This is a genomic window from Corynebacterium sp. TUM25020 (genome assembly GCF_056388495.1).
Genome location: NZ_JBWJFG010000004.1, coordinates 52,485 through 74,100, shown reverse-complemented (window position 1 = coordinate 74,100; position 21,616 = coordinate 52,485). Strand labels below are relative to the sequence as shown.

The window sequence follows — 21,616 nt, the reverse complement described above, 5'->3', positions numbered from 1 at the left end:
GAAGTGTTCGATGCTCATGCGCACGCCCTCAGATTGGCACTGCTGTACAACGAAGGCTTTAGGCAAGTGCACCGGTTAGCCCACGGCTACCCCGCGTCCTGGTGCGAGAACTTGGGCTAACCTCAGGGTGGCTCGCCCCGCTCCTGGCGTACGCGCCGAGCCACAACGCTGGCGGGGGCGCAACCATGGCCACGTGCTCACCCCGTGCATCTTCACCCCCGAGCAGAGACTTCCCAGAGAGAAAGGACTACCCCATGGAACTGAACCGCGACAGAGGCGACGAGTTCGTCCACGAGACCCAAACCCCAGAGTCCGCCGCTGCGTGAAAGAAGCAGCTCGACGAGTTCGCTCCCGGCGCGTCCGACTGGGTTGTCCAGGCCGTCTTCGGCGGAACCTACCAGCGGGAAGGGATCAGCCTCCGTGACCGTCAGATGCTGAACATGGCAGCCCTAGCTGCGATGGGTGGCGTGGAGCCGCAACTCACCGGCCACATCAAGACCGCCGTGGACGTCGCAGGCATGAGCGCCGAAGAGGTTGCTGAATGCTTCGTGCACCTCATGCCCTACGTCGGCGTACCGAAGACCCTGGCCGCGATGCGCTGCATGAAGGCTGCCCTCGAGGGCTAATACGCCTCGCCCCCGGTATCGCATAGCCACCCCCTGGAATAAGGGCACCCTTAGTATCGCTAAGCTTCACTAAGGGGAATCTCGCGCACCACGGGTATAGCCGCGCAAATGCGCGAGGCTGCGCGCACCAGCGCGCAGAACTACACACAAACAGGCGATCCGAAGGAGGGCACGCATCACCGTGGCTGACCAGGACACTCACGCCGCAAACTCGCAGCCGGGCAACCTTCGCGGGGAAGCACAGACGGGTAACCCGCGCCAGGGCACCGCAAACCACCGCCCCGGCGCGTCGGAGGCCACGATCCACTCCCCCGGCACCTATCCCCCGGGTGAGGACCCGCGCCGCTGGAAGGTTCTGGGCGTCATCCTCACGACGATCTTCATGTCGCTGATCAGCGTGTCCATCATCAACGTCGCCCTACCCTCCATCCAGCAGGGGCTGGGCGCCACCGAATCGGACATCCAGTGGGTACTCTCCGGCTACACGCTGACCTTCGGCGTGGTCCTCGTTGCCGCAGGCCGCACCGGCGACCTGCTCGGCCGGGGCGGGATGTACCTCATCGGCTTGAGCGTCTACACCCTGTCGGCCATCACCGCTGGCTTTGCCCCCACCGCGGAAGCCTTGAATGTCACCCGCTTCATCCAGGGCGTGGGCGCTGGCCTGCTCAACCCGCAGGCCGTGGGCATGATCCAGCAGTTCTTCCGCGGCAAGGAGCGCGGCCGGGCCTTCGGCTGGTTCGGCACCGTCGTGGGAGTAGCCGTGGCCATCGGCCCCACCCTGGGTGGCTTCCTCATTCGCGTCGGCGGCCCGGAGCACGGCTGGCGCTGGACTTTCCTGGTCAACGTTCCCTTCGGCCTTCTCGCCTTCGTCCTCGCACTCCTGTGGTTCCCGCGCCCGTTGATGGGCCGGGTTAAGGATCCCGTCACCGGCCGTAACGTGGGCGTCATCCGCGCGGTGCGCAGCCTCGACCCCTTCGACTCTCTCTCCTGCTGGGCTTGGCCGTTCTGGCCTTCCTCTTCCCATTCGTGGAATCCTCCGGCAACGCGCGCACATTCCTGCTCCTGCCCGTCGCTGTCGCCCTTCTGGCCGGATGGTTGGCGTGGGAGCGCTATGTGAAAAAGTCGAAGCCCTTCGACCCGATGGTGGACATCCAGATCTTCCGCTTCCCCAGCTTCCGGCTGGGCACCATGCTGGCGGGAGTGTACTTCATGGGTATAACCAGCATTTGGGTACTAGTGGCTCTGTACTTTCAAAACGGCCTGGGTTACAGCGCGCTCGTCCCCGGTAGCGTGGGAATCCCCGCCGCGATCAGCAGCTCTTTCTCCGCCAACTGGGCTGGCAAGCGGGTCGCCGACCGGGGCCGCAGAGTTGTGATCGACGGCATCACCGTGGCACTGATCGACATCGCGCTGATCACCGCGATCGTCTTCGCCAGCTCGCGCGCCATCAACTGGCCCCTCGGCACCGCCATCGGCTTCGGCACCATCGGTTCACTCATGGCCGTCGCCCTCGTCATCGCTCTTTATGACAATCGCCTGCGCGCCCACCGATCCGCCCGTTAGTTACTGACGCCACCAGGCCTTTACAGCCATCGGATTCCGCCCTAAACTTAGGTGAATCAGTTAAGAGGGGAAGTGATTCAGGTGGTGCCAGAAGATTTTGGAACACGTCTGAGGACCCTAAGAGAGCTGCGAGGTTTGTCGACCCGTGAACTCTCTAGAGAGCTTGAGGGAGTGATTTCCCAATCTGGGATCTCACGCATGGAGAATGGGGCAAAACAACCAACGGTGAGCGATCTGGTGGCCCTGAGCTGGGTATTTGGAGTCAGCCTGAATGAGCTAACGGATGAAATTCCACTTTCTAAGCGCGCTCAGTGGGCTGCGCGTTCTTCAAAGGAGATCGACATCTCTGAAATAAAAAGCGGCCTGATGCCGTACCTCGAGCTCCGAAACACCCTGGACGAGGTGCTAGATGCCTAGTACGTTCTCCTTTGAGCAAAATGCCTCCCCAACCAGGCAAGGCAAAAGCCTCGCTGAACAATTTCGGCACTTCTACGAGCTTGGAAACGATCCCATCGATCGCATCGAATCGTTTACCGAGCACGTAAATGCTGATCTGCTCATTCGCCCTCTCCCAACGGACGTTGAAGCAATCTCCGTCAAGGATCCACAAACGGGCAACATCGTCATCGGCGTAGGAACAAGTGCCTCTCCTTATCGGCAACGTTTCACTGTAGCCCACGAGGTCGGACACATCCTGGCTGACGATATTGACCGATCTTCCGAGGTACCTCAATGCGAGCCAAACAGCCCTTCGGAGACTCGAGCCAATTCGTTTGCCCGCAACGTACTGTGCCCCTTGGATGGGGTGAAGAAAATTGCTCAGAACCTCTCTCCCGCAGCCCCCGAAACACTCTCCAAGATCATTCAACACTTCCGCGTCTCCCCTTCGGTAGCTGCCATCCAGCTGAAAGAGGCTGGATTGATTAGCGAGGAAGTCTGCGACGAATTATCTAAAGAATGGTCCGCTCCTAAATTGGCTTCCCTTTACGGCTGGCGGGAGCAATACAATGCGGATGCGCTAGTTTCAGACCAGCCACGACCATCTCCGCGCCTGGTTGCCGACGCAACCAAGGGCTATCGCAAGGGCGTCGTATCTTCTTCCGCAGTCGCACTAGCCCGTGGCATTTCCTCAGAGCAGGTGAAACAAGAACTAGATACGGCACCCGCGGACTTCAGATGAAGAAGCTTCGGACAAAGTCCGAAGTACGAAAGATCTGGGAGCAGCTCTCCGAGTTCGACACCCACGTACACTTCTCAAACACAAAACTATCTAACCCAAAAATCTACCACGATCTTTAGTTCCCCAATCCCAGCCTCACCTAATGAAAGGTACCCTGACCTGCGCAAAGGTAGCCTTCCAATGCTTGCGGCGCCTCTCCAACCCGGCAATACTTGAGTCATGAGCACTTCAGTATCTTGTCCTTGTGATCGCTACTACGACGGCAGCTGCGTGGCCGTCGACGCGTGCGAGCGCCAGACCGTCACCATTGCGACGACTGAAGTGACAACCTCTGCCGCACGCGCCAAGCACACCGGACGCGCCGTGATTGGTGGCGCCATATCCATGGCCCTGGGTGAATATGTCTCCGTCTCCTCCCAGCGCGATTCCGAGCGCACCATGGGAATGAGCCAGCTCGTTAACCCATGGTCGGCAGGCATCGCCTCCTTCATTTCCTTCATCCTGGGCGCCGCATTACCTTTTGCTGCTGCCCTCTTCGCTCCCGTCGCCGTCATCTTCGGCGTGACCCTCGTGGCTCTGGCGCTCACCGGCGCCCTGTCGGCTCACCTAAGTAACGTGCCAAAGACCCGCGCAATACTGCGCATCGTGATTGGCGGAATGCTCGCCTTGGCGGTGACCTTCGCGGTCGGCAGCATCTTCGGGGCGGCAATATAGCCAAGCGGCTACTGCCCAACACACTATAAACTAAGCGCTATACGGCAACGTATAGCGCTATTTCGCCACACCACAACGAAAATTGACGAAATCGTCAAAATCTACAAAAATACCCAGGGTGTCTGATGAAATAGACCGCGCTTCCCACTCTCCAAGAAATCAGGTAAAGCCATGTCTTCCTATGCAGTAGAAGCCCAGGATCTCGAGCTTAAAGGCGATGAGGGCAAAGTATTCGGCCCCCTTAGCTTCGCCGTGCCCAGCCAGGGGCTAACCAATCTGCTCGGCAAGGGCGGCTCCGGCCGCACGGCTCTCGCCCTGGTTCTTTCGGGTCGCATGAAGCCCACGGGCGGCTCGCTGAGTGTTCTCGGCGAATCCAAGCCTCGCCCAATTCGCTCCCGCGTCGCCATCGCCGGCGTGGAGCAAATCGACCTATTAGAGCGTTCAGTTACTGTCCAGGACATCCTCACCGAGTCCCTGTCGTGGTCAAAGCACTGGTTCATGCCAATGGGTAAGGCCACCCAGGAAGATCTGGAGCGTATCTGCTCCCACGTCTACGGCGATCGTGACCTTCCCCCGCTGGATGCCTACATCTCCCAGTTGGACAATCTCGACAAGATCATGCTTCGCATCAGCTTGGCTTTATCGCCCGCTGATAACAAGCCCGTCGAACTGCTGATCATGGACGATATTGAGCAGGTACACGAAAACGATGACCGAGCAATTCTGCTACAGGTGCTCGAACGCCTGTCGGAAGATATTCCGGTGATCGTCAACTCCGCTAACCCAATTGTTGGCCCCGTTGCACCGAACAAGGTTATTGAAATTGACGCCAACGCTGGCCACACGCACCCGATTCATACCGGACTGTGCGAATACAGTGACCCGATGGATAGTGAACCGGCCTATAGCGGTTCCCAAGACAGTCCACATGACAATTCGGAACCCAATCCGGAAAACGATCCGGAATACGATCCAGAACTAGACGACCTCGACATCCCCGAAGACACCTCCACCCACATCGCAGAGCCAAAGGAGAACCGTTAATGCTCGCCGGATTCAAACTCAACAGCGAAATCCGCAGCTTCAAGCGCAACCGGTTGACGCGAATTGCACTCGTGATCCTGGTACTCATGCCGCTGCTGTACTCCGCCCTGTACCTCTGGGCGTTTTGGAACCCTTTTGGGCACCTCAACTCGCTTCCCGTCGCCCTGGTCAACAGTGATAAGGGCGCGAATGTGAAGGGCGAGCAGCTCCGCGCCGGCGATAAGGTGATCGAGGGCTTAAAGGAAAACGATCAGATCAGTTGGATCGAAACCGACGCCGAGGATGCCCGTAAGGGCGTGGAATCCGGCGAATACTATTTCTCGCTTGAGCTACCGGAGAACTTCTCCGAAGCCGTGGCCTCCCCCACCTCTGAAACCCCGGAGAAAGCCAACCTCATCAGCACGTACAACGACGCCAATGGCTATCTGTCCACCATGATCGGCCAGAACGTCATGCGTGAGGTCATCAGTGTCGTTGGCGACAAGATCAGCACCGAGGCCGTGGACAAGGTCCTGGTCGGCGTGGTCGATGCCGGCAGCGGTATGCAAAAGGCTGCTCTCGGAGCAGGTAAACTCGCCGACGGCACCGCTGAACTGAAGGACGGCTCCAGCAAACTCGACGACGGCGCGAACAAACTCTCCGACGGCATCTCCAAGGCCAAGGATGGCTCCGGCAAGTTGCGCAAGGGCGCGACTGAACTCGACGATGGTATTTCCAAGCTGCACGACGGTGCCGGCAAACTCTCTGACGGCACGGGCGAGCTGGCCACGAAGGTAAACGCTGCGGCAAACAAGCTCAACGGTCAAAGTGGAAAGCTAAATCAGCTGGAAACTGGCGTCGATAAGCTCGGCGACGGTGCAAGCCAGGTGAACGACGGCGTACAGAAGCTACGCAACAAGCTCGGCACCGTCACGAAGGTGCAAAGCGACCAAGCAACAAACCTGCGCAATATCTCCCGCGACCTGCGAGCCACCGGTCTGCCCTCCGCCATCAATGCGGCAAATGAACTGGACAAGGCAGCTAACTCTTTGGATACCCAGGGGCTGGGGCCGAAGTCTCAAAACGCGGCCGACCTCAAACGTCTGGCCGATGGCTCGGCGCAGCTGTCCTACCAGCTGAATGACCCGAATGCCCCACTGCGCAAGGGTGTCGGCGAGCTTTCCGGCCTGCCGGCACAGTTCAAGCAGCTGCAAGACGGCGTAAACAAGATCGACGATGGCGCGCAGACCCTGAACACCAAGCTCGGCGATGCCTCGGACGGCGCTGGCAAGTTGAAGGATGGCATCATCCAACTCGACGACGGCAACACCAAGCTAAAGGATGGTGCCGACCAGCTCACCGACGCAACCTCCAAGGCCAAGGATGGCACCGTCAAGCTCAATAATGGCGCCACCGAGCTGCGTGACAAGCTCTCCGATGGTGCCAAGCAGGTGCCGAAGTGGAACGAGGGGCAGCGCCTCGCCACCGCATCCACCATCGGCGGACCTGTGCAGATGCAGTCCGACAACGATTCCGGCACCAACACCTTCGGCGCCGGTATGGCACCGTTCTTCTTCAGTATGGCGCTCTTCATCGGCGGTATCATGGTGTACGTCATGATTAAGCCACTGCAGGCTCGTACGGTAAACTCCGGCGTGCACTCGTGGCGCGCGGCACTTTCCGGCTTCCTGCCAACCGGCATTATCGCCGTCCTGCAGGCCTGTGTAGTCGTGGCGGTAACTATCTGGGGCGTGGGTATGGATACCGCCAACATCCCAGGGCTATTCCTCTTCGCCGCACTCGTGGCGCTCGTGTGGATGCTGATGAACCAGGCCTTTATCGCCTTCCTGGGCCCCGGGCCAGGCAGAGTGGCGGCACTGGCGGTGCTAATGCTGCAAATCGTTGCCTCGGGTGGCCTCTACCCCATCGAGACCCAGAACAAGTTCTTCCAATTCCTGCACCCATTCGATCCGATGACATACACAGTCAACGGCTTCAGGCAGCTGATCTACGGCTTCTACGATGAACGCCTACCGATCGCAGTCGGAGTGCTGATACTGGTCGGACTCGGCGCCTTCCTGGTCACCACGCTATCGGCGCGCAGCCAGCAAACGTGGACCATGAAGCGACTGCATCCAGTACTGAACGCCTAAGGTTCGCTGGGCCGAGGGGGCGTCACTACCCTTTCGGCACCCTCCACTCCCAACAACAAAGAAGGGTCGATCTCGTGACCCTCGCGCAGGGTGGAGATGGAACCATTGGACTCCAGCACCATGCAAGCGACTTCGCTCATATCCCGCACCCCAGCCTTGCGCAACGCAGTAGCGATTGCATTGTCGGTAATGTGCTGACGCTTGAGTGTCTCCTCGACCAACTCGCCGTGAGCGACCAACACCGTCGGGGGCGGGTTAATTGTGCGACGCAACCCCACAACGTCCTGCACCACCCCGAAGATGGCCTCCATGCCCATGAGGGTAAGAAGGCCAATGACGCCCGCAGCTAATGACGGCGGGTGCCCCAGCACGGCACGGCCCGCTACAGCGCCGAACATAAAAATAACGACGGCATCGAAGCCCCCTAGCGGGCTCAAAATGCGCTGGCCAAAGAGCCTCACCGCAATGAGGAAAGTGAAGTAGATGCCGATTGCGGCGACCATCACAATCGGAATACGCCACAGTTCGATGCCGAGTTGTTCCTTCAGCACCGGCCCCCATCCCTGTGGCGGGGCGAGATCCGCAGAACTGATTGCAGCCGTCACATATGCGTCACAAATCTCGCCCAACATGGATATTTAGCCTACTGGTCGATCTCGTCTTTCACCTCGTCGGTGATGGTCTTGTGCAGCGTTTTATCGTCGATATTGGATTCGCCAACCAGCTTGCGCATCTCCTGGCGATCCTTTTCCGTGTAGTCGCCATCCTTATCCTCGCGCGCGTGGGCGAGCTCGTGGATACGGTCGCGGCGCTTAGCCTCCATAAAAATGCGACGGCGGGAGCGCACCCACCACGCGATCATGATGACGATCATCACAATGCCGATGTAGCCGATCACCGGGTAGACGTACGTCATCAAGGTGTCGAAGCCTACGAAGCTGATGCCATAGCCAATCAGCGTCACGACAACGAACACCGGACGGAAAGACTTGTCCGTGCTGGCGGTTAGGCGCTTACCCAGGGCATAGAACATGCCGATCGCCGTGTTGAAGATCATGAAGAAGATGATGATTGCCATGATCACGCCCAAGGTCGGGTGGATCTGATTCATCATTTCCAGCATCGGCACATCGCTACCGGACACCTTCTCAATGTTCAGGTACAGCGTGATAGCCGCGATGATCAGCATCACCGTGTACAGCGCGCCACCCATCAAGCCACCGATACCGGCTTCCTTCGGCGAAGCATAGTTACCGCCGATCACCAGAGACATCGATACACCCAGCAGTAGAGCCAGACCGTTGTAGTTCAGGGCCGATAGGAACCACGGGGAAACCGGCGAATCCTCCGCCATCGCAGCTTCGCTCAGGTGGGAAGTATCGGCGGGCATGTGCATCATCGTGTAAACGAAGGCGAACACGACAGCCACGATGATCAGCGGAGTGAGCGCTCCGATCACCTGGCTAACCTTCTCCACATCCAGCATTCCGGCTGCTAGCACCACGCCGGTCATGATCAGCGCACCCGCCCAGGCTGGCAGGCCAAATTGCTGTTCCAGGTTGGAGCCCGCACCGGCGAGCATCACGAAACCTACGGCGAAAAGGGTCAGCGTTACAGAGATATCGAGGAACCGCGACACAATCGGATGCGCTACATTGCGGAACACCATCCGGTGCTCGTCGGCCAAGAAATAACTGCCGACCTGCAGGATCACACTGCCCGCGATAGTCATGACGATGCCGGCGAGCACGGCGCCCCAGATTCCGTTCATTCCGAAGGAAACGAAGTACTGGATGACTTCTTGGCCAGTAGCGAAACCCGCGCCGACGGTTAGTCCGACGAAGGCCATAGCGATGGAGAATGTTCTCTTCACGCTTCAGGAACCCCTTTACGAAGATAGTTGTATTTTTAGTCCGAGAGTTGACCTTACTCCGCGGCCGTCTCTCGGGCACCTTTACAATGTGCGAATCACACGCGCCGCCGCCGCTGTAGCCTCCCCCACGTAGCCACCACCGAAAACTGCCGCATGGAGCCATAGAAGGTGCTGTTGATGCAGATCAACACTTCGTGAACCTGTACCCCAACCAGGCTCTTCTGCACCCAGCACGCCCTGTTCACTTGCCACCTCAAAGTACGCGCCCTCGATGCAGCTTAAGTGCGGTGCACCGAATAGCCGTAGCGCCGCCAGATCAGCACGCGGATGCCCGCCATGCGCGCTCGGGTCGATAAGGATTCCTCCTGTCCTATTTGTTGACGCCACCTTCCCCCACAACACATTCCCCGCCCACAGATCGCCGTGGATGCGGGCCGGAGGTGTGCCGTCATCCAACTGCCCGGCGCGCAAACTTTCTAGTAGCTGCGTGACCTCTGCTGGAGCATTGTCGAAAACCCGCTCGATCAGCGGTGCTAGGCACACGTTGGCATAAAACTCGCCCCAGTTTTCGTAAGGCTTGAGGGGAAGCTCCAAGAGGTTGTCGTTGGGGCCTTGGAATCCTGACTCTCCCGTCGGCGAGTAACCGAAGTGTGGCGCGCCTGTGGCGTGGGTTAACGCCAGCTTTCTTCCAAAATCTTCGGCCATGGCGCGTGTGGGCGTCATCGAAGAAACACGGTCAATCCCCAGACCGCGTTCATTGTGCTCGTGAACAGTGACGACGGGCACCCCGCCCGGAGCGTCAGCGAGCCAACGCAGGCCCGCGACTTCCCAGGCGCCAGGACGGCCGGGGTTGTCCTTCCAATAGATGTCAGAAGTAGCCATGCCTCCAGTGTTACAGGTTTGGCAGGACCAAACAGCGGAGCTGCTACGCATCTGAGGCTCCTGGATAATCGGCCTAGTATGGGTGGTGGAGGACGTCGCACCGGTAGGAGCTGGACGGTCAGCTCAACATTGCCGGTGGGGCAAGTCGGAAGGAGAATCATGAAGATTGTCGATAACGGACCAGAAGCCAACGTCTTTGACATTGAAACTGCCACCCGAGAAAACACCAATTACCGAACCACTGCGTGGACGGGTAAGTACCTGCAGGTAACCCTCATGTCTATCGCTCCCGGCGATTCGATCGGCCTGGAGGTGCACCACGATACCGACCAGTTCCTGCGCCTGGATGCGGGAGTTGGCAAGTGCATCATGGGTCCGGACAAGGACAACATGACCATCCAGCAGGAGGTCTCCGACGGCTGGGCCGTACAGGTTCCGGCGGGTGTATGGCACGACATCATCAACACTGGTGAAGAGCCGATGCAGGTGTACGCGGTCTATGCACCGAGCCACCACGCCAAGGGCATCGTTCAGGAAACGGCCGAGCAGGCAGAGCAGGACGAGGAATCCGGCAAGGACGTGCCACCGGAGTGGACGGTTCAGCCTTCCAACCAGCAGGCTGACGAGCACGCATAAAACTCGCTTGAGTTCTTCAATGTGGCGCTTCTCATGGGGAGGCGCCACATTATTTTTGCACCGCGCATGTTCCCCGCTTGCTCCCCCACCCCCGCGAGGTTCCCTGAGCGCCCGGTATGTCGCACGCCGCTATGGCAGTAAGTTAGCATGTGAAACTAAACAGCGTTCAAGAGCGATACGCCACCATAACTCGCACGAGAACTAGAGGAGACCGACGATGACGACCACTGAAGCTACCAAGGCCACCGATACCCCCGAGGTTCTAAAGCTCGCGCGCACGAAGGTGCTGGAAAATGGCGAGCCCCTGAACTACGAGGAAACTCTGCAGGTTCTGCAGCTCGGCGATGAGCACCTTGACGAGCTGCTAGACCTCGCCCACCAAGTGCGTCTGAAGTGGTGTGGTGATGCCGTGGAGATGGAGGGCATCATTTCCCTGCAGACTGGAGGCTGCCCCGAGGACTGCCACTTCTGCGCACAGTCGGGACTTTTCGAATCTCCGGTGCGTTCCATCCAGTTGGATATTGCCCAGCTGATCGAGGCCGCAAAGCAGACCGCCAAGACCGGTGCCACTGAGTTCTGCATCGTCGCCGCTGTTAAGGGGCCTGACGAGGATCTGATGAACCAAATGGCTAAGGCTATCGCCGCCATCCAGGCAGAGGTGGACATCAACATCGCCGCCTCCATCGGCATCCTCACCCAGGAGCAGGTTGACCGCCTCAAGGAACTCGGCGTACACCGCTACAACCACAACTTGGAGACCTGCAAGAGCTACTTCCCGGAAGTTGTCACGACCCACACATGGGAGGAGCGCACCTCCACCCTGGAGATGGTGCGCGACGCAGGCATGGAAGTGTGCTGCGGCGGCATCGTCGGCATGGGCGAAACGGTCGAGCAGCGTGCAGAGTTCGCCATCGACCTGCAGAACCTCGACCCCACCGAGGTTCCGCTGAACTTCTTCGACCCGCGCCCGGGCACTCCCTTCGCCGATATCGAACCAATGCCCGTCAATGATGCCCTGCGCACCATCGGCGCCTTCCGTCTGGCACTACCCCGCCAGCTTCTGCGCTTCGCCGGTGGCCGCGAGCTAACCCTGGGCGACCTGGGCGCAGAAAAGGGTCTACTCGGCGGCATTAATGCTGTTATTGTGGGCAACTACCTGACCACGCTGGGCCGCCCCGCTGAGCGCGACGTGGACATGCTCGGCAAGCTGCAGCTGCCGATCAAGGCTCTGAACGCAACGCTGTAGGCTCACCGCAATGTCCTCTAGTACTCCCCTCAGCAAACTCACCGCTCTCTATGTTTTCGGCGGTACTCCGCTGTATGACGCCCATACGGGCCAACCCCTCGATTCTTCTGATAAGTCTTTACGCGTCGGCCGCGGGGCACTTGCACAGGCGAGTCGTGGGGCGGTGGCGGGTTTGGAACCGCCGCGCTTCTGCCCACTGTGTGGCCGCCGCATGAAGGTTCAGGTGAACCCGATGGGATGGACCGCAGAGTGTTCCCGGCATGGCGAGATGGATTCCGCGCTGGTCATGGACGTTTAACGCGAACCCGACAGATTCTGCAGCACGTTATCAACCTCACCGCAATGGGAGACCGCAGCCCACAGTGCAAGAAAATGATTGTGCTAAACCGTAAGCGCTCCAGCGGTTCGGGCAACTCGAGCAACTCCGGCAGCACCCCTACGCCAGGTACGATCTACCTCAACATCAATCGTCAAGGTTTACTGTGGTGGCCCACGTGGGCAGTAGTCACAGAAGTCGTGCCGGAGAAGCTCTTCGAGTTCAAGATCCCCCTCAACCGCTCGCGTTGGCGTTTCGAATTAGAGACTTCCGCCGACGAAACCACCACGCTCACAGAGAAGCGGCTCGTGGCAGGAGGGAATACCACGCTGGTGTCGCGAGCGTTGGTGGCTGCATTTCTCGGTGGGGAGGAAAAATTCGAAGCTGGCCTTGCTCAAGGAATTCAGCAGACCATCCGTGCCATTGCTATGGAAGCAGAAGAGTCTTAGGTACAGTTCACTTCTGTGCATGATCAGCAAAACCTATCCTCCGCCCACTGGACTCGATCCCGAATCATCGGCGCGTGGGCGTTGGTGCAGGCGATTCTGATCAGCGTTTTGGTCTTCTGGCCTTTCGCCAAGGGCGATCCGCTGTATTACTTCCGTAATTCAGTACATGAGCCCACGAAACCACTCCACGGAGCGGTGCCACTCACCGAGTATCCGGATGCGGGATTATGGCCGGTACGCGCCATCGTGTGGCTGTGCGGCGACCACACCCACACCTTCCTCGTCGTTTTCTCGGGCTTCTTGATCCTGCTCAGCACCGCATTCTTCTTCTATCTGCTGAATCAAAGCCACCGGGCGGCGTTATTCTGGACGGCTTTTTGCGCGGCCACAGGCCCCATTGCGTATTCCCGTCTAGATCTCATCCCTGGCCTCTTGGTGGCCATCGCTGCTGCTGCATTGTTCAATCACCCCAAGGTAGCCTCCGCACTATTGGGGTTTGCGGCGATGTCGAAACTCTGGCCTGCTGCCCTAGCTGCCGGGCTCGTGGATAAGTGGAATCGCTCCACCACGTGGGTCCGGCTGGCCACGTTCGCCGGCACCATGGTGGTTGTCGGCCTGGTCACAGTACTGACGTCTGGTTGGGATCGTCTGGTCTCCCCACTCACTTACCAGGACGTCCGCGGCTTGCAGATCGAGTCGGTCCTCGCCACTCCCCTGATCCTCGCTGCTGCCTTTGCGCCGGGCCAATGGCATATCGCGAAAGCCCCGTCGAAGAGCTTTGAGATTTTCGGCCCCGGCGTGGATCAAATGCTCACACTGAACAGCATCCTTATGCTCGCCACAATGCTGTTCGGCCTGGGGTGGGCCTTGTGGCGCTTTATTTATGACGGCTGGTCCCCGCGAAGCACCAGCGCGTTCCTCCTGACGATGGTGCTACTCCTGATCGTCTCCAACAAGGTGTTCTCGCCACAGTACGTGGTGTGGTTCGGCCCCGTGCTGGCCGTGATGATCGCCAAGTTGCCGGCAGCTGCCCCTTCCGAGCAGGGCACCCCGGCGCCACTATCCCGGTCAATGGTGTTCGGCAAACACGAGGTTCTCGGCTACCTGCCGGGTCTTAGCGTGCTCGCTGCAGCACTGACGATGGTGGTTTTCCCCTTCACCTATAACCTCCTTTTCGAAGGCCCACACTGGTTTGCGGCGCTTGTGCTCACGGCACGGAACATCCTTATGGTCGTCATTACTTTCTTGACGCTGCGCCTCGCCATCCGTGAAGGGTTTAAGGATCTTCCGACAACGGAGGCGGTGGGCGTCCTCAAGAACAACCCCCTGAAAAACAGCCCTAAGAATGGCGCCGAACGTTTCGATCGCGTGAAAGCCACATTCCGCAGAAGCCAAACGCCCACACAGTAGTCACGGCAATCCAGGCCACACCGAAGTCGCCCCACGTGTAATGCCCATCCGGAGCCCGCAGGTTTAGCAGCACGCCAACTGCCTGGGCGCCGATCATGCCCGCGATCCAGCCACCCATATTCGCCAAGCCGGTGCCGGTGGCGACGAAGCGGCGGTCCACTTTCTCGCGCACAGAGTCAAAACCCAGGTTCGCGACGGGGCCGGTGAAACCCATGATGATGTTCATCAGGCACGCAGTCCACAACACACCGGTGGGAGCAGCGGTAAAGAACCACAACCAGCCCAACCATCCGGTAACAGAAAAGAGCATCACGACCTGCATGCGGTGGTTGTAGAAGCGTGCAGAAAGCAGACCCACAATCGGCCCCACCATCACCGAGGCCAAGGTGCCAAGGGATAGTGCCAATCCGGCCTTATCCGCGGTCAGCCCCAGGCCAAGAGTCATGATCGGCAGTCCCCAGAGCAGGGTGAACACCACCAGCGCACCCAGACCCGTCCAGTGAACAAAGAAGCCGTGCCAGCACACGCGGTTGGTCAGCACATTAGCCAGGATCGTTTTAACGGGCATCCGCTGCGTGGTGGCAGAGGGCTGCGTCGGGGCAGGCTTCGCAGTCTCCGGCGCATCTTTCACCAAAACCCCCGCTGCCAAGGCCACCAGCGCCCCCACTGCTCCAAGGCTGACGAACCCTACCTGCCAGCTTGTTGCGTGTAGCAAGCTCAAAAACGGCACCGCCGAGAGAAATTGGCCAAACTGTCCCACCGCGCCCGTCAGCTGACCCAACAGCGGAGCGTGACGTAGTGGAATCCACGCGGGGATCAGGCGCATGACGGATAGGAAGGCCGTCGCATCGCCTGCACCGATGAGCATGCGGGCGCCGATCGCCACCGGGTAGCTGGAGGTGAAAGCCAGAGTCACCTGCCCTAACGCCATCACAAAAGCACCGGCAACCATTAGCTTGCGCGGGCCAAAGCGATCCACCAGCAACCCCACCGGGATCTGTGCAAACGCGTACACGGCCAGCTGCAGTGTGGTGAACACGGCCAGCTGCGCGGCATTGATGTGGAAGCGGTCGATTGCGTCCACACTGGCCACGCCAAAGGAAGTGCGTCCCGTGACCGCCAGGGTGTAGCACAGCACCCCAGCTCCCCATACCAGCAGCGCGCGGCTGCTGAGTTTCTCTTTGTCTGTCGCCGTCACGCGTCCTACGCTACCCGGTCGATATATGGATAAACTTATTCACTATGAGCTTTACCCGCCCTTTTACTAATCGCCGCCGAACTGTAGCCGCCGTTGTAGCTCTACTCGTCGTCATCGCACTGATTGTTTGGGCTGTGTTAGCTCTTTCGGGTGATGACGCCCCCTCGGCCTCCAACCGTGCGAGCTCCAGTGAGGAGACTGGCAGCTCTGCATCTTCGAGCGCGGAGAAGCCCAACGACAAGAAGAAAGATAAAGACGGCAAGGACCATAAGGACGGGGACAAAGACAAGAAGAAGGATCGCTCACTTGTCCCAGGGCCACTCGGACAGAATGGTTCCTTCACCATGGACGGTCCCGCACCGGTGAATGGGGCGACATATGCCTCGATGCCCTATGCCCTACCGCTCAACCCAGCCGGCCCACAGAACACGATGGTGCGCTGGGTAGATGGCTGGGGAGTCTCCCCGAACAATGCGGAAAAGGGCACAATGTATGTGCTGGGGCACGCCTGGGGCGCTGCTCCGTTGGTGTTTAACCCGCTGAGCGAAGCCGTGACCGCGGATGTGAACCTCAATGCTCCGCCGAAGAATGTCACCGGAACCGACGGTAAACCGGTGAAACGCTACTCCTCCGATGTGCTTAATGGCGCCCGCATCACCATGCGCGATGGCGCGAACCACGGGCACACGTGGAAAGTCACCCGCAGCTGGCTGGTGGATAAGAACGAGGCGATCGTCGATCCGGACATCATGGACGACAAGCGACCAGGCCGCATTGTTTTGATCGCCTGCTCCGTTTCTGGTTCCAGCGACCTGGGCTACAACGTCATCGTCGAGGGGCAGCTGGACTAGCCACCGTAGTCAATGCCGACATCCTCACCCCAGAAGATCCGGTCGACCACGCGGTGTGCTTTGCGGGTCTTCTTAAGGTAGTCGTCAAGGAACTCCTGTGCCTGCTCTGGCTGCCAATGGGCCGCCGCCGCAACGTGACGAAGTTGGTCTCCGTGGCTAGGCAACTGATCCTTGCGCTTGCCCTTGACCAGCACAATTGCGTTGCGGGCGATGGTGGCGGTGATCCAGGCATCACGCAAGATTTCCGCATCGGCCTCGGCGATAAACTCACCGCTGGCCAGCTCGCGCAGCGTTTCAAGGGTGGAGGTGTTGCGCAGGTTCTGAGCATCATCGCCGTGCTGCATGGTAAGCAGCTGGACAGTCCACTCCACGTCGGTCAGCGCACCGCGGCCTAGCTTGGTGTGAGTTTTGCGGTCTGCACCCCGCGGCAAGCGTTCTGAATCCACGCGCGCCTTCATACGGCGAACCTCTTGCACGACCTTGTCATCCACGCCTCCCGGCGGATAGCGGAAGTCGTCGATCATGTGCAGGAACTCAATGCCCAGGTCTTTATCACCGGCGATCCAGGTGGCACGCAACAGGGCTTGCATCTCCCACGTCTCGCCCCACTGTTCGTAGTAGCGGCGGTAGGAATCCAGCGTGCGCACGACCGGCCCGTTGCGTCCCTCGGGGCGCAGGTCAATGTCCACGTCCAATGGCGGATCCTGGCTGGGTCTGCCCAGGCGAGTTCGCACCGTGTCGCAAATATGAGTGGCCCACTTCAGCGCCTCTGATTCGTCGGCGCCTTCTACAGGCTGGGCGACGAACATCACGTCGGCGTCGGAACCATAGCCCAGCTCCGCGCCACCCAACCGTCCCATGCCAATAACGGTGATGCGGGCAGGCGCATTGGCTACGTTCTCGTCCTCCCAATAGCGAATCTCAGCGCGCAAAGCCGCTTCGAGTACCGCGTCCCACACCCAAGACAGGGAGACGCACACCTGCTCGACATCCATGAAGCCCAATAGGTCGGCCGCTGCAATGCGGGCGAGCTCTGCTCGGCGGAGCGAACGCGCGACGGAGATGGCCTTGTCCGGGTGGCGATGTCGGCCTGCGGCGGCCACCAGGGAGTGGGTAACCACCTGATGAGCCTGCTCCAGGAACTTCGGCCCGGTAGCGCCGTCGGAAAGCAGTTTCACCGAATCGACAGAGTTCAGGAACAGCTCCGAGGCATAGGGAGACGTGCCCAGGATGTGCATGAGGCGTTTGCCCACGATGTTTTCGTCGCGCAGCAGGCGCAAGAACCAGCTGTACTCATGCGCAGCCTCCGACATTTTGCGATAGTTCAGCAGGCCGGCATCCGGATCAACGGTTTTGCCGAGCCATTCCAGCAACGTGGGCAGGATGATGGCCTGGAGTTTAGCCTTGCGGCTCTTCCCCGCTGCTAGCGCACTCAAGTGCTCAAATGCACGATCCGGGTACGCATATCCCAAGGCGGCAAGCTGGCGCTTGGCGGCCTCCGGAGACAGGCGAATCGTCTCTGCCTCCATCGCCGCCACCGAGGTAAGCAATGGGCGGTAGAACAGTTTCGAATGCAGGTGGCTGACCTGCAGGTTAACGCGCTTGACATCCGCGGATAGCTGCTCGTCCATCGACCTGGTGCCCTCCGGTCGGCAGCCGGCTGTGCGGCCCAGCCATACACGTGCGCGGATGTCCTCCTTGGGCGGCAGGGTGTGGGTGCGCTTAAGGCGCTGCAATTGCAGGCGGTGCTCAAGCAGGCGCATAAACGCATAGTCTTCCTGCAGGCTCTGGCAATCTGCCCGGCCGATATAGCCACCCGCGGCCAAAGCATTCAACGCGGATACGGTGGAGCGGGTACGCAAAGATTCGTCGGTGCGCCCGTGCACCATTTGCAGCAGCTGGACGGCGAACTCAATGTCACGCAAGCCGCCCGGCCCCAACTTCAACTCGCGGGCGCGGATATCATCCGGAATATTCTCAATGACGCGGCGGCGCATAGCCTGCACATCCGTCACGAAGTCCTCGCGCTCGGTAGCAGACCACACCTTGCTGGCCAGCGCATCGACGTACTCCTGCCCCAATGCCAGATCGCCCGTCATCGGGCGGGCCTTGAGCTGCGCCTGGAACTCCCAGGTCTCGGCCCAACGGTTGTAGTAGTTCACATGTGATTCCAGGGTGCGCACCAGCGCACCGCTCTTGCCCTCTGGGCGCAGTGCCGCATCCACCTCAAAGAACACGCGAGTGCCGATGTTGATGAACTCCCCTGCCCAGCGCGTGGCCTTCGGGTCTGCGGGTTCGGCAACAAAGATGACGTCCACGTCCGAGATGTAGTTCAACTCCTGCGCACCGCATTTGCCCATGGCTAGTACGGCAAGCCGGGCGGGTTCCTCGTCGGCGTCATAAACCTGTGCGCAAGCCATTGCCAGCGCGGCGGTCAGGGCAGCATCCGCAGCATCCGACAGACGTCGGGAGACCAGCTCGAAGCTGACTGGTTTGCATGGCTTCTGTCCGCGCTGGACAAAAGTGCCGGCCACATCCACAGCGGCGATGCGGGCCAGGATTGTGCGATAGGCAAGGCGCATGGCGTCGTCGGCCTGCGAACCGGTAACGGCAGCGCGGAACACCCGTTCACCCGCGCCCTCAACGCGCGTCGCCTCGACGCTGCCCAGCATCAGCTCCATCATCTCTTGAGAGGTGGGCATGCCCGATTCCAGCTGCTTCCACTCCTGCGGATGGGCGACAATGTGATCGCCCAACATCGACGATGCACCGAAAAGCCCCAGTAGCCGCACGGCGAAGGTGCGGGACTCGGCAATTCGATCCAGCAGCTCAGATGCCTCTTCCCCCAGTGCGTTCACCAGGCGGATCAGGTTATTCAGCGCCAGATCCGGGTCCCCCGTCGCCGCGAGAATCCACATCTGTTCGGCGTGTTTGGCGTCCACCCATCCCAGCTGTTGAAGGTCCTCCTGAGCCTTCGGGTGGGTAAGGCCCAAGTTGCGGGCGGTGGGCACGGAGGAACGCGAACTGCGGGGACGGGTCATGAGGTACGGGTGCTCCTGGGATCTAAGTGAAGGTGGGGCGTGAGGGCGTCACGAAAAAAGACCTAGAACGGCAGATTATTTCGCAGCTCCCACGGCGTGATCTGTGCTTGGTACTCGTACCACTCGCGCCACTTGTTGCGCAGGAAGAACTCAAAGACGTGCTCGCCGAGGGCATCGGCGACCAGCTCGGAGCGCTCCATCTCTCGCAATGCGCTGTTGAGGTCGGAGGGCAGATCCTTGTAACCGGCGGCAATGCGCTCGCGGCGGGTCATGAGGGAAACGTCCTCCTCCGCCGGGGCAGGCAACTCGTAGTCATCCTTAATGCCCTTCAGTCCGGCTGCCAGCAACACTGAATAAGCCAAGTACGGGTTGCAGGCACTATCCGGCGAGCGCACCTCCACGCGACGGGATGCCGCCTTGTGCTGCGTGTACATCGGCAGGCGAACCATCGCTGAACGGTTCGACGCTCCCCATGCCGCCGCGCGCGGAGCCTCATCGCCAGACGTAATGCGCTTGTACGAGTTCACCCATTGGTTGGTGACCGCAGAAATCTCCGGGGCGTGCTCCAAGATGCCCGCGATGAAGGACTTCGCAGTTCTGGAAAGGCGCAACTCGTCATCCGGGTCGTGGAACGCATTGTTATCGCCCTCGAACAAGGACATGTGAGTGTGCATGGCCGAACCGGCGTGCTCCTGGAACGGCTTCGGCATGAACGTCGCGGCCACTCCATTGCGGCGGGCGACCTGCTTGATCAGGTAGCGGAACGTCATTACGTTATCGGCCATTGTCAGCGCATCGGCGTAGCGCAGGTCGATCTCCTGTTGCCCCGGTGCGTTCTCGTGATGGGAAAACTCCACGGAGATTCCCATGTGCTCCAATGCGCTGATCGCATGGGCGCGGAAAGCCGGAGCATCGTCGGTGACGGCCTGGTCGAAGTAACCACCACTATCCGTCGGCACTGGCGGGTAGCCCTTCGTCTCCAGCTCCTTGACCAGGAAGAACTCAATCTCCGGGTGGACATAGCAGCTGAATCCCTGGTCCGCGGCAGCCTTGATTTGTCGGCGCAGCACCTGGCGCGGGTCTGCCCACGACGGCGTGCCATCCGGCATCGCAATATCGCAGAACATGCGCGCCGATAGCTCCCCGGTGTCGGATTTAAACGGCAGAATCTGGAACGTCGACGGGTCCGGCTGCGCAATAGTGTCAGACTCCGCAATACGGGAAAAGCCCTCGATCGCCGAACCGTCGAAGCCAATGCCCTCCTCAAAAGCTCCCTCTAGCTCTGCTGGCACCACTGCCACGGATTTCAGATACCCCTGGATATCTGTAAACCAAAGGCGAACAAAGCGGATGTCGCGTTCTTCCAGCGTGCGCAGAACATATTCCTGTTGGCGATTCATAGCCTCCATTGTAGAAGTTTCGCCCTGCCTGCTGTGCCACTCTGGCAATCGCTTCACCCAGGCACATTGGCAAACCCCACGCTGAGGCCGCTTCGTTGGGGAGGCCGAGGTGGCGTCACTATAGTGAACAGCATGACTGCAACATCTGGAACATCGGGCTCGACCCCCAACGGCTACCTGGTGCCCACCAAGAAGGTGCGCATCGCGGATCTGAAGGCGCGCAAGGGCTCCGGCGAGCCGTTCGCGATGCTGACGGCCTACGACTATTCCACCGCCGTGGCCTTTGCGGAGGCAGGCGTGGAGATCATGCTGGTCGGCGATTCTGCCGCGAATGTCGTCTTTGGCTACGACGCCACCCAGCGGATCAGTATGGATGAGATGGTGTACTTGGTCGCTGCCGTTGTGCGCGGCGCTGGTAATGCGGCTGTGGTCGCTGACCTGCCCTTCGGCACCTATGAGGCTTCGGATGAGCAGGCTGTGAAGGCTGCGTCCGAGATGCTGCACCGCACGGGCGCGCACGCGGTGAAGATCGAGGGTGGGGTGCGGATGGCGGATCGTATTCGCGCCATTACCGACGCCGGTATCTCCGTGTGTGCACACATCGGATTTACTCCGCAGTCGGTGAACCAGCTGGGCGGCTTCAAGGTGCAGGGTCGCGGGGCTGGCGCCGAGCAGTTGCTGGCTGATGCGCGTGCCGTGCAGGAGGCCGGTGCCGACATGGTTGTTCTGGAGATGGTGCCGGCTGATGTGGCAGCTTCGGTAACTCAAGAACTAGCCATCCCGACCATCGGTATTGGCGCAGGTCCGGACTGCGATGGGCAGGTTCTGGTGTGGCACGACATGGCTGCATTCCCGGCTGGAGGTCACCGTCCGCGCTTCGCTAAGCAGTGGGGTTCGGTGGGTGCGGATATGACCGCCGCTGCGGCGGCCTACAAGCGCGAGGTCGCTGAGGGGACGTTCCCGGCGGAGGAGCACTGCTTCTAGCTGGTATTTTGCCGGCAGCCCTCGCCCTCACTGCCCCTTTCCCACACCCCATCAAAGACTAAATGTCGCTG

Annotated in this window: 20 protein-coding genes and 1 pseudogene; 15 read left to right on the top strand and 6 right to left on the bottom strand. The window is 60.0% G+C overall.

Translation table 11 applies throughout. From position 1 onward, the window contains the following. The first annotated feature begins 254 nt into the window (after positions 1-254). The 8 genes and pseudogenes from AC05K6_RS06275 to AC05K6_RS06240 all read left to right on the top strand — a co-directional run bounded on the left by AC05K6_RS06275 (position 255) and on the right by AC05K6_RS06240 (position 7,259). Positions 255-626 (top strand): annotated as a pseudogene (locus tag AC05K6_RS06275) (carboxymuconolactone decarboxylase family protein). Positions 627-807: 181 nt separating this feature from the next. After that, positions 808-1,743: an MFS transporter gene (locus tag AC05K6_RS06270; protein WP_476728077.1), complete on the top strand. Its 936-nt coding sequence runs from the start codon at positions 808-810 to the stop codon at positions 1,741-1,743. After that, complete coding sequence (locus AC05K6_RS06265; protein ID WP_476728076.1) at positions 1,740-2,189, top strand: hypothetical protein; 450 nt, start codon at positions 1,740-1,742, stop codon at positions 2,187-2,189. The genes AC05K6_RS06270 and AC05K6_RS06265 overlap by 4 nt, the downstream gene beginning before the upstream one ends. Positions 2,190-2,240: 51 nt before the next feature. Continuing rightward, positions 2,241-2,606: a helix-turn-helix domain-containing protein gene (locus AC05K6_RS06260; RefSeq protein ID WP_476728075.1), complete on the top strand. Its 366-nt coding sequence runs from the start codon at positions 2,241-2,243 to the stop codon at positions 2,604-2,606. Further along, positions 2,599-3,369: an ImmA/IrrE family metallo-endopeptidase gene (locus AC05K6_RS06255; RefSeq protein WP_293791773.1), complete on the top strand. Its 771-nt coding sequence runs from the start codon at positions 2,599-2,601 to the stop codon at positions 3,367-3,369. The genes AC05K6_RS06260 and AC05K6_RS06255 overlap by 8 nt, the downstream gene beginning before the upstream one ends. Before the next feature lie 219 nt (positions 3,370-3,588). Next, a complete protein-coding gene (locus tag AC05K6_RS06250; RefSeq protein WP_293791774.1) occupies positions 3,589-4,083 on the top strand; it encodes a VIT1/CCC1 transporter family protein in 495 nt (164 codons plus the stop codon). A gap of 171 nt (positions 4,084-4,254) precedes the next feature. Continuing rightward, positions 4,255-5,127, top strand: coding sequence for an ATP-binding cassette domain-containing protein (locus AC05K6_RS06245; RefSeq protein ID WP_293791775.1), 873 nt, complete (start codon positions 4,255-4,257; stop codon positions 5,125-5,127). After that, positions 5,127-7,259, top strand: a complete 2,133-nt coding sequence (locus tag AC05K6_RS06240; RefSeq protein WP_448307192.1) for a YhgE/Pip family protein — start codon at positions 5,127-5,129, stop codon at positions 7,257-7,259. The genes AC05K6_RS06245 and AC05K6_RS06240 overlap by 1 nt, the downstream gene beginning before the upstream one ends. Here AC05K6_RS06240 and AC05K6_RS06235 read toward each other — a convergent pair. From AC05K6_RS06235 to AC05K6_RS06225, 3 genes are all read right to left on the bottom strand, one after another. Further along, on the bottom strand, positions 7,256-7,891 hold the full coding sequence (locus tag AC05K6_RS06235; RefSeq protein ID WP_293791778.1) for a DUF421 domain-containing protein: 636 nt from the start codon (positions 7,889-7,891) through the stop codon (positions 7,256-7,258). The two genes, AC05K6_RS06240 and AC05K6_RS06235, sit on opposite strands and share 4 nt — an antisense overlap. Positions 7,892-7,902: 11 nt before the next feature. Beyond that, on the bottom strand, positions 7,903-9,132 hold the full coding sequence (locus AC05K6_RS06230) for a YkvI family membrane protein (RefSeq protein ID WP_476728074.1): 1,230 nt from the start codon (positions 9,130-9,132) through the stop codon (positions 7,903-7,905). An 81-nt stretch (positions 9,133-9,213) separates the two neighbouring features. Then, on the bottom strand, positions 9,214-10,014 hold the full coding sequence (locus AC05K6_RS06225; RefSeq protein WP_476728073.1) for a fructosamine kinase family protein: 801 nt from the start codon (positions 10,012-10,014) through the stop codon (positions 9,214-9,216). A gap of 159 nt (positions 10,015-10,173) precedes the next feature. Between AC05K6_RS06225 and AC05K6_RS06220 the strand changes: the two genes are divergently transcribed. The 5 genes from AC05K6_RS06220 to AC05K6_RS06200 all read left to right on the top strand — a co-directional run bounded on the left by AC05K6_RS06220 (position 10,174) and on the right by AC05K6_RS06200 (position 14,071). After that, positions 10,174-10,650 carry a cupin domain-containing protein gene (locus AC05K6_RS06220; protein ID WP_476728072.1) on the top strand — a complete coding sequence of 159 codons (477 nt, stop codon included), beginning with the start codon at positions 10,174-10,176 and terminating at the stop codon, positions 10,648-10,650. Positions 10,651-10,867: 217 nt separating this feature from the next. Next, positions 10,868-11,896, top strand: a complete 1,029-nt coding sequence (gene bioB / locus AC05K6_RS06215; protein ID WP_293791785.1) for a biotin synthase BioB — start codon at positions 10,868-10,870, stop codon at positions 11,894-11,896. Positions 11,897-11,906: 10 nt separating this feature from the next. After that, positions 11,907-12,194 (top strand): biotin synthase auxiliary protein BsaP, encoded by a 288-nt coding sequence (bsaP, locus tag AC05K6_RS06210; RefSeq protein ID WP_476728071.1) that lies wholly within the window; start codon positions 11,907-11,909, stop codon positions 12,192-12,194. Positions 12,195-12,268: 74 nt separating this feature from the next. Then, positions 12,269-12,661, top strand: a complete 393-nt coding sequence (locus tag AC05K6_RS06205) for an SRPBCC family protein (protein WP_476728070.1) — start codon at positions 12,269-12,271, stop codon at positions 12,659-12,661. A gap of 15 nt (positions 12,662-12,676) precedes the next feature. Next, positions 12,677-14,071 carry a hypothetical protein gene (locus AC05K6_RS06200; RefSeq protein WP_476728069.1) on the top strand — a complete coding sequence of 465 codons (1,395 nt, stop codon included), beginning with the start codon at positions 12,677-12,679 and terminating at the stop codon, positions 14,069-14,071. Here AC05K6_RS06200 and AC05K6_RS06195 read toward each other — a convergent pair. Then, positions 14,001-15,269 carry an MFS transporter gene (locus tag AC05K6_RS06195; protein ID WP_476728068.1) on the bottom strand — a complete coding sequence of 423 codons (1,269 nt, stop codon included), beginning with the start codon at positions 15,267-15,269 and terminating at the stop codon, positions 14,001-14,003. The genes AC05K6_RS06200 and AC05K6_RS06195 overlap by 71 nt on opposite strands. Positions 15,270-15,313: 44 nt before the next feature. Between AC05K6_RS06195 and AC05K6_RS06190 the strand changes: the two genes are divergently transcribed. After that, positions 15,314-16,120, top strand: coding sequence for a sortase family protein (locus tag AC05K6_RS06190; protein ID WP_476728067.1), 807 nt, complete (start codon positions 15,314-15,316; stop codon positions 16,118-16,120). Here the strand turns inward: AC05K6_RS06190 and AC05K6_RS06185 are convergent. Together AC05K6_RS06185 and AC05K6_RS06180 are read right to left on the bottom strand one after the other, a co-directional pair. Further along, positions 16,117-19,161 (bottom strand): bifunctional [glutamine synthetase] adenylyltransferase/[glutamine synthetase]-adenylyl-L-tyrosine phosphorylase, encoded by a 3,045-nt coding sequence (locus AC05K6_RS06185; protein WP_476728066.1) that lies wholly within the window; start codon positions 19,159-19,161, stop codon positions 16,117-16,119. The genes AC05K6_RS06190 and AC05K6_RS06185 overlap by 4 nt on opposite strands. Before the next feature lie 62 nt (positions 19,162-19,223). Next, positions 19,224-20,561: a glutamine synthetase family protein gene (locus AC05K6_RS06180; RefSeq protein ID WP_448307210.1), complete on the bottom strand. Its 1,338-nt coding sequence runs from the start codon at positions 20,559-20,561 to the stop codon at positions 19,224-19,226. A 132-nt stretch (positions 20,562-20,693) separates the two neighbouring features. Between AC05K6_RS06180 and panB the strand changes: the two genes are divergently transcribed. Next, on the top strand, positions 20,694-21,545 hold the full coding sequence (panB, locus tag AC05K6_RS06175) for a 3-methyl-2-oxobutanoate hydroxymethyltransferase (protein WP_476728065.1): 852 nt from the start codon (positions 20,694-20,696) through the stop codon (positions 21,543-21,545). The last annotated feature ends 71 nt before the right edge of the window (positions 21,546-21,616 follow it).

Coding starts and splice junctions, on each gene's coding strand:
- AC05K6_RS06255 (WP_293791773.1), top strand. CDS start 2,599: ATGCCTAGTACGTTCTCCTTTGAGCAAAATGCCTCCCCAACCAGGCAA.
- AC05K6_RS06250 (WP_293791774.1), top strand. CDS start 3,589: ATGAGCACTTCAGTATCTTGTCCTTGTGATCGCTACTACGACGGCAGC.
- AC05K6_RS06245 (WP_293791775.1), top strand. CDS start 4,255: ATGTCTTCCTATGCAGTAGAAGCCCAGGATCTCGAGCTTAAAGGCGAT.
- AC05K6_RS06240 (WP_448307192.1), top strand. CDS start 5,127: ATGCTCGCCGGATTCAAACTCAACAGCGAAATCCGCAGCTTCAAGCGC.
- AC05K6_RS06235 (WP_293791778.1), bottom strand. CDS start 7,891: ATGTTGGGCGAGATTTGTGACGCATATGTGACGGCTGCAATCAGTTCT.
- AC05K6_RS06225 (WP_476728073.1), bottom strand. CDS start 10,014: ATGGCTACTTCTGACATCTATTGGAAGGACAACCCCGGCCGTCCTGGC.
- AC05K6_RS06220 (WP_476728072.1), top strand. CDS start 10,174: ATGAAGATTGTCGATAACGGACCAGAAGCCAACGTCTTTGACATTGAA.
- bioB (WP_293791785.1), top strand. CDS start 10,868: ATGACGACCACTGAAGCTACCAAGGCCACCGATACCCCCGAGGTTCTA.
- bsaP (WP_476728071.1), top strand. CDS start 11,907: ATGTCCTCTAGTACTCCCCTCAGCAAACTCACCGCTCTCTATGTTTTC.
- AC05K6_RS06205 (WP_476728070.1), top strand. CDS start 12,269: ATGATTGTGCTAAACCGTAAGCGCTCCAGCGGTTCGGGCAACTCGAGC.
- AC05K6_RS06190 (WP_476728067.1), top strand. CDS start 15,314: ATGAGCTTTACCCGCCCTTTTACTAATCGCCGCCGAACTGTAGCCGCC.
- AC05K6_RS06185 (WP_476728066.1), bottom strand. CDS start 19,161: ATGACCCGTCCCCGCAGTTCGCGTTCCTCCGTGCCCACCGCCCGCAAC.
- AC05K6_RS06180 (WP_448307210.1), bottom strand. CDS start 20,561: ATGAATCGCCAACAGGAATATGTTCTGCGCACGCTGGAAGAACGCGAC.
- panB (WP_476728065.1), top strand. CDS start 20,694: ATGACTGCAACATCTGGAACATCGGGCTCGACCCCCAACGGCTACCTG.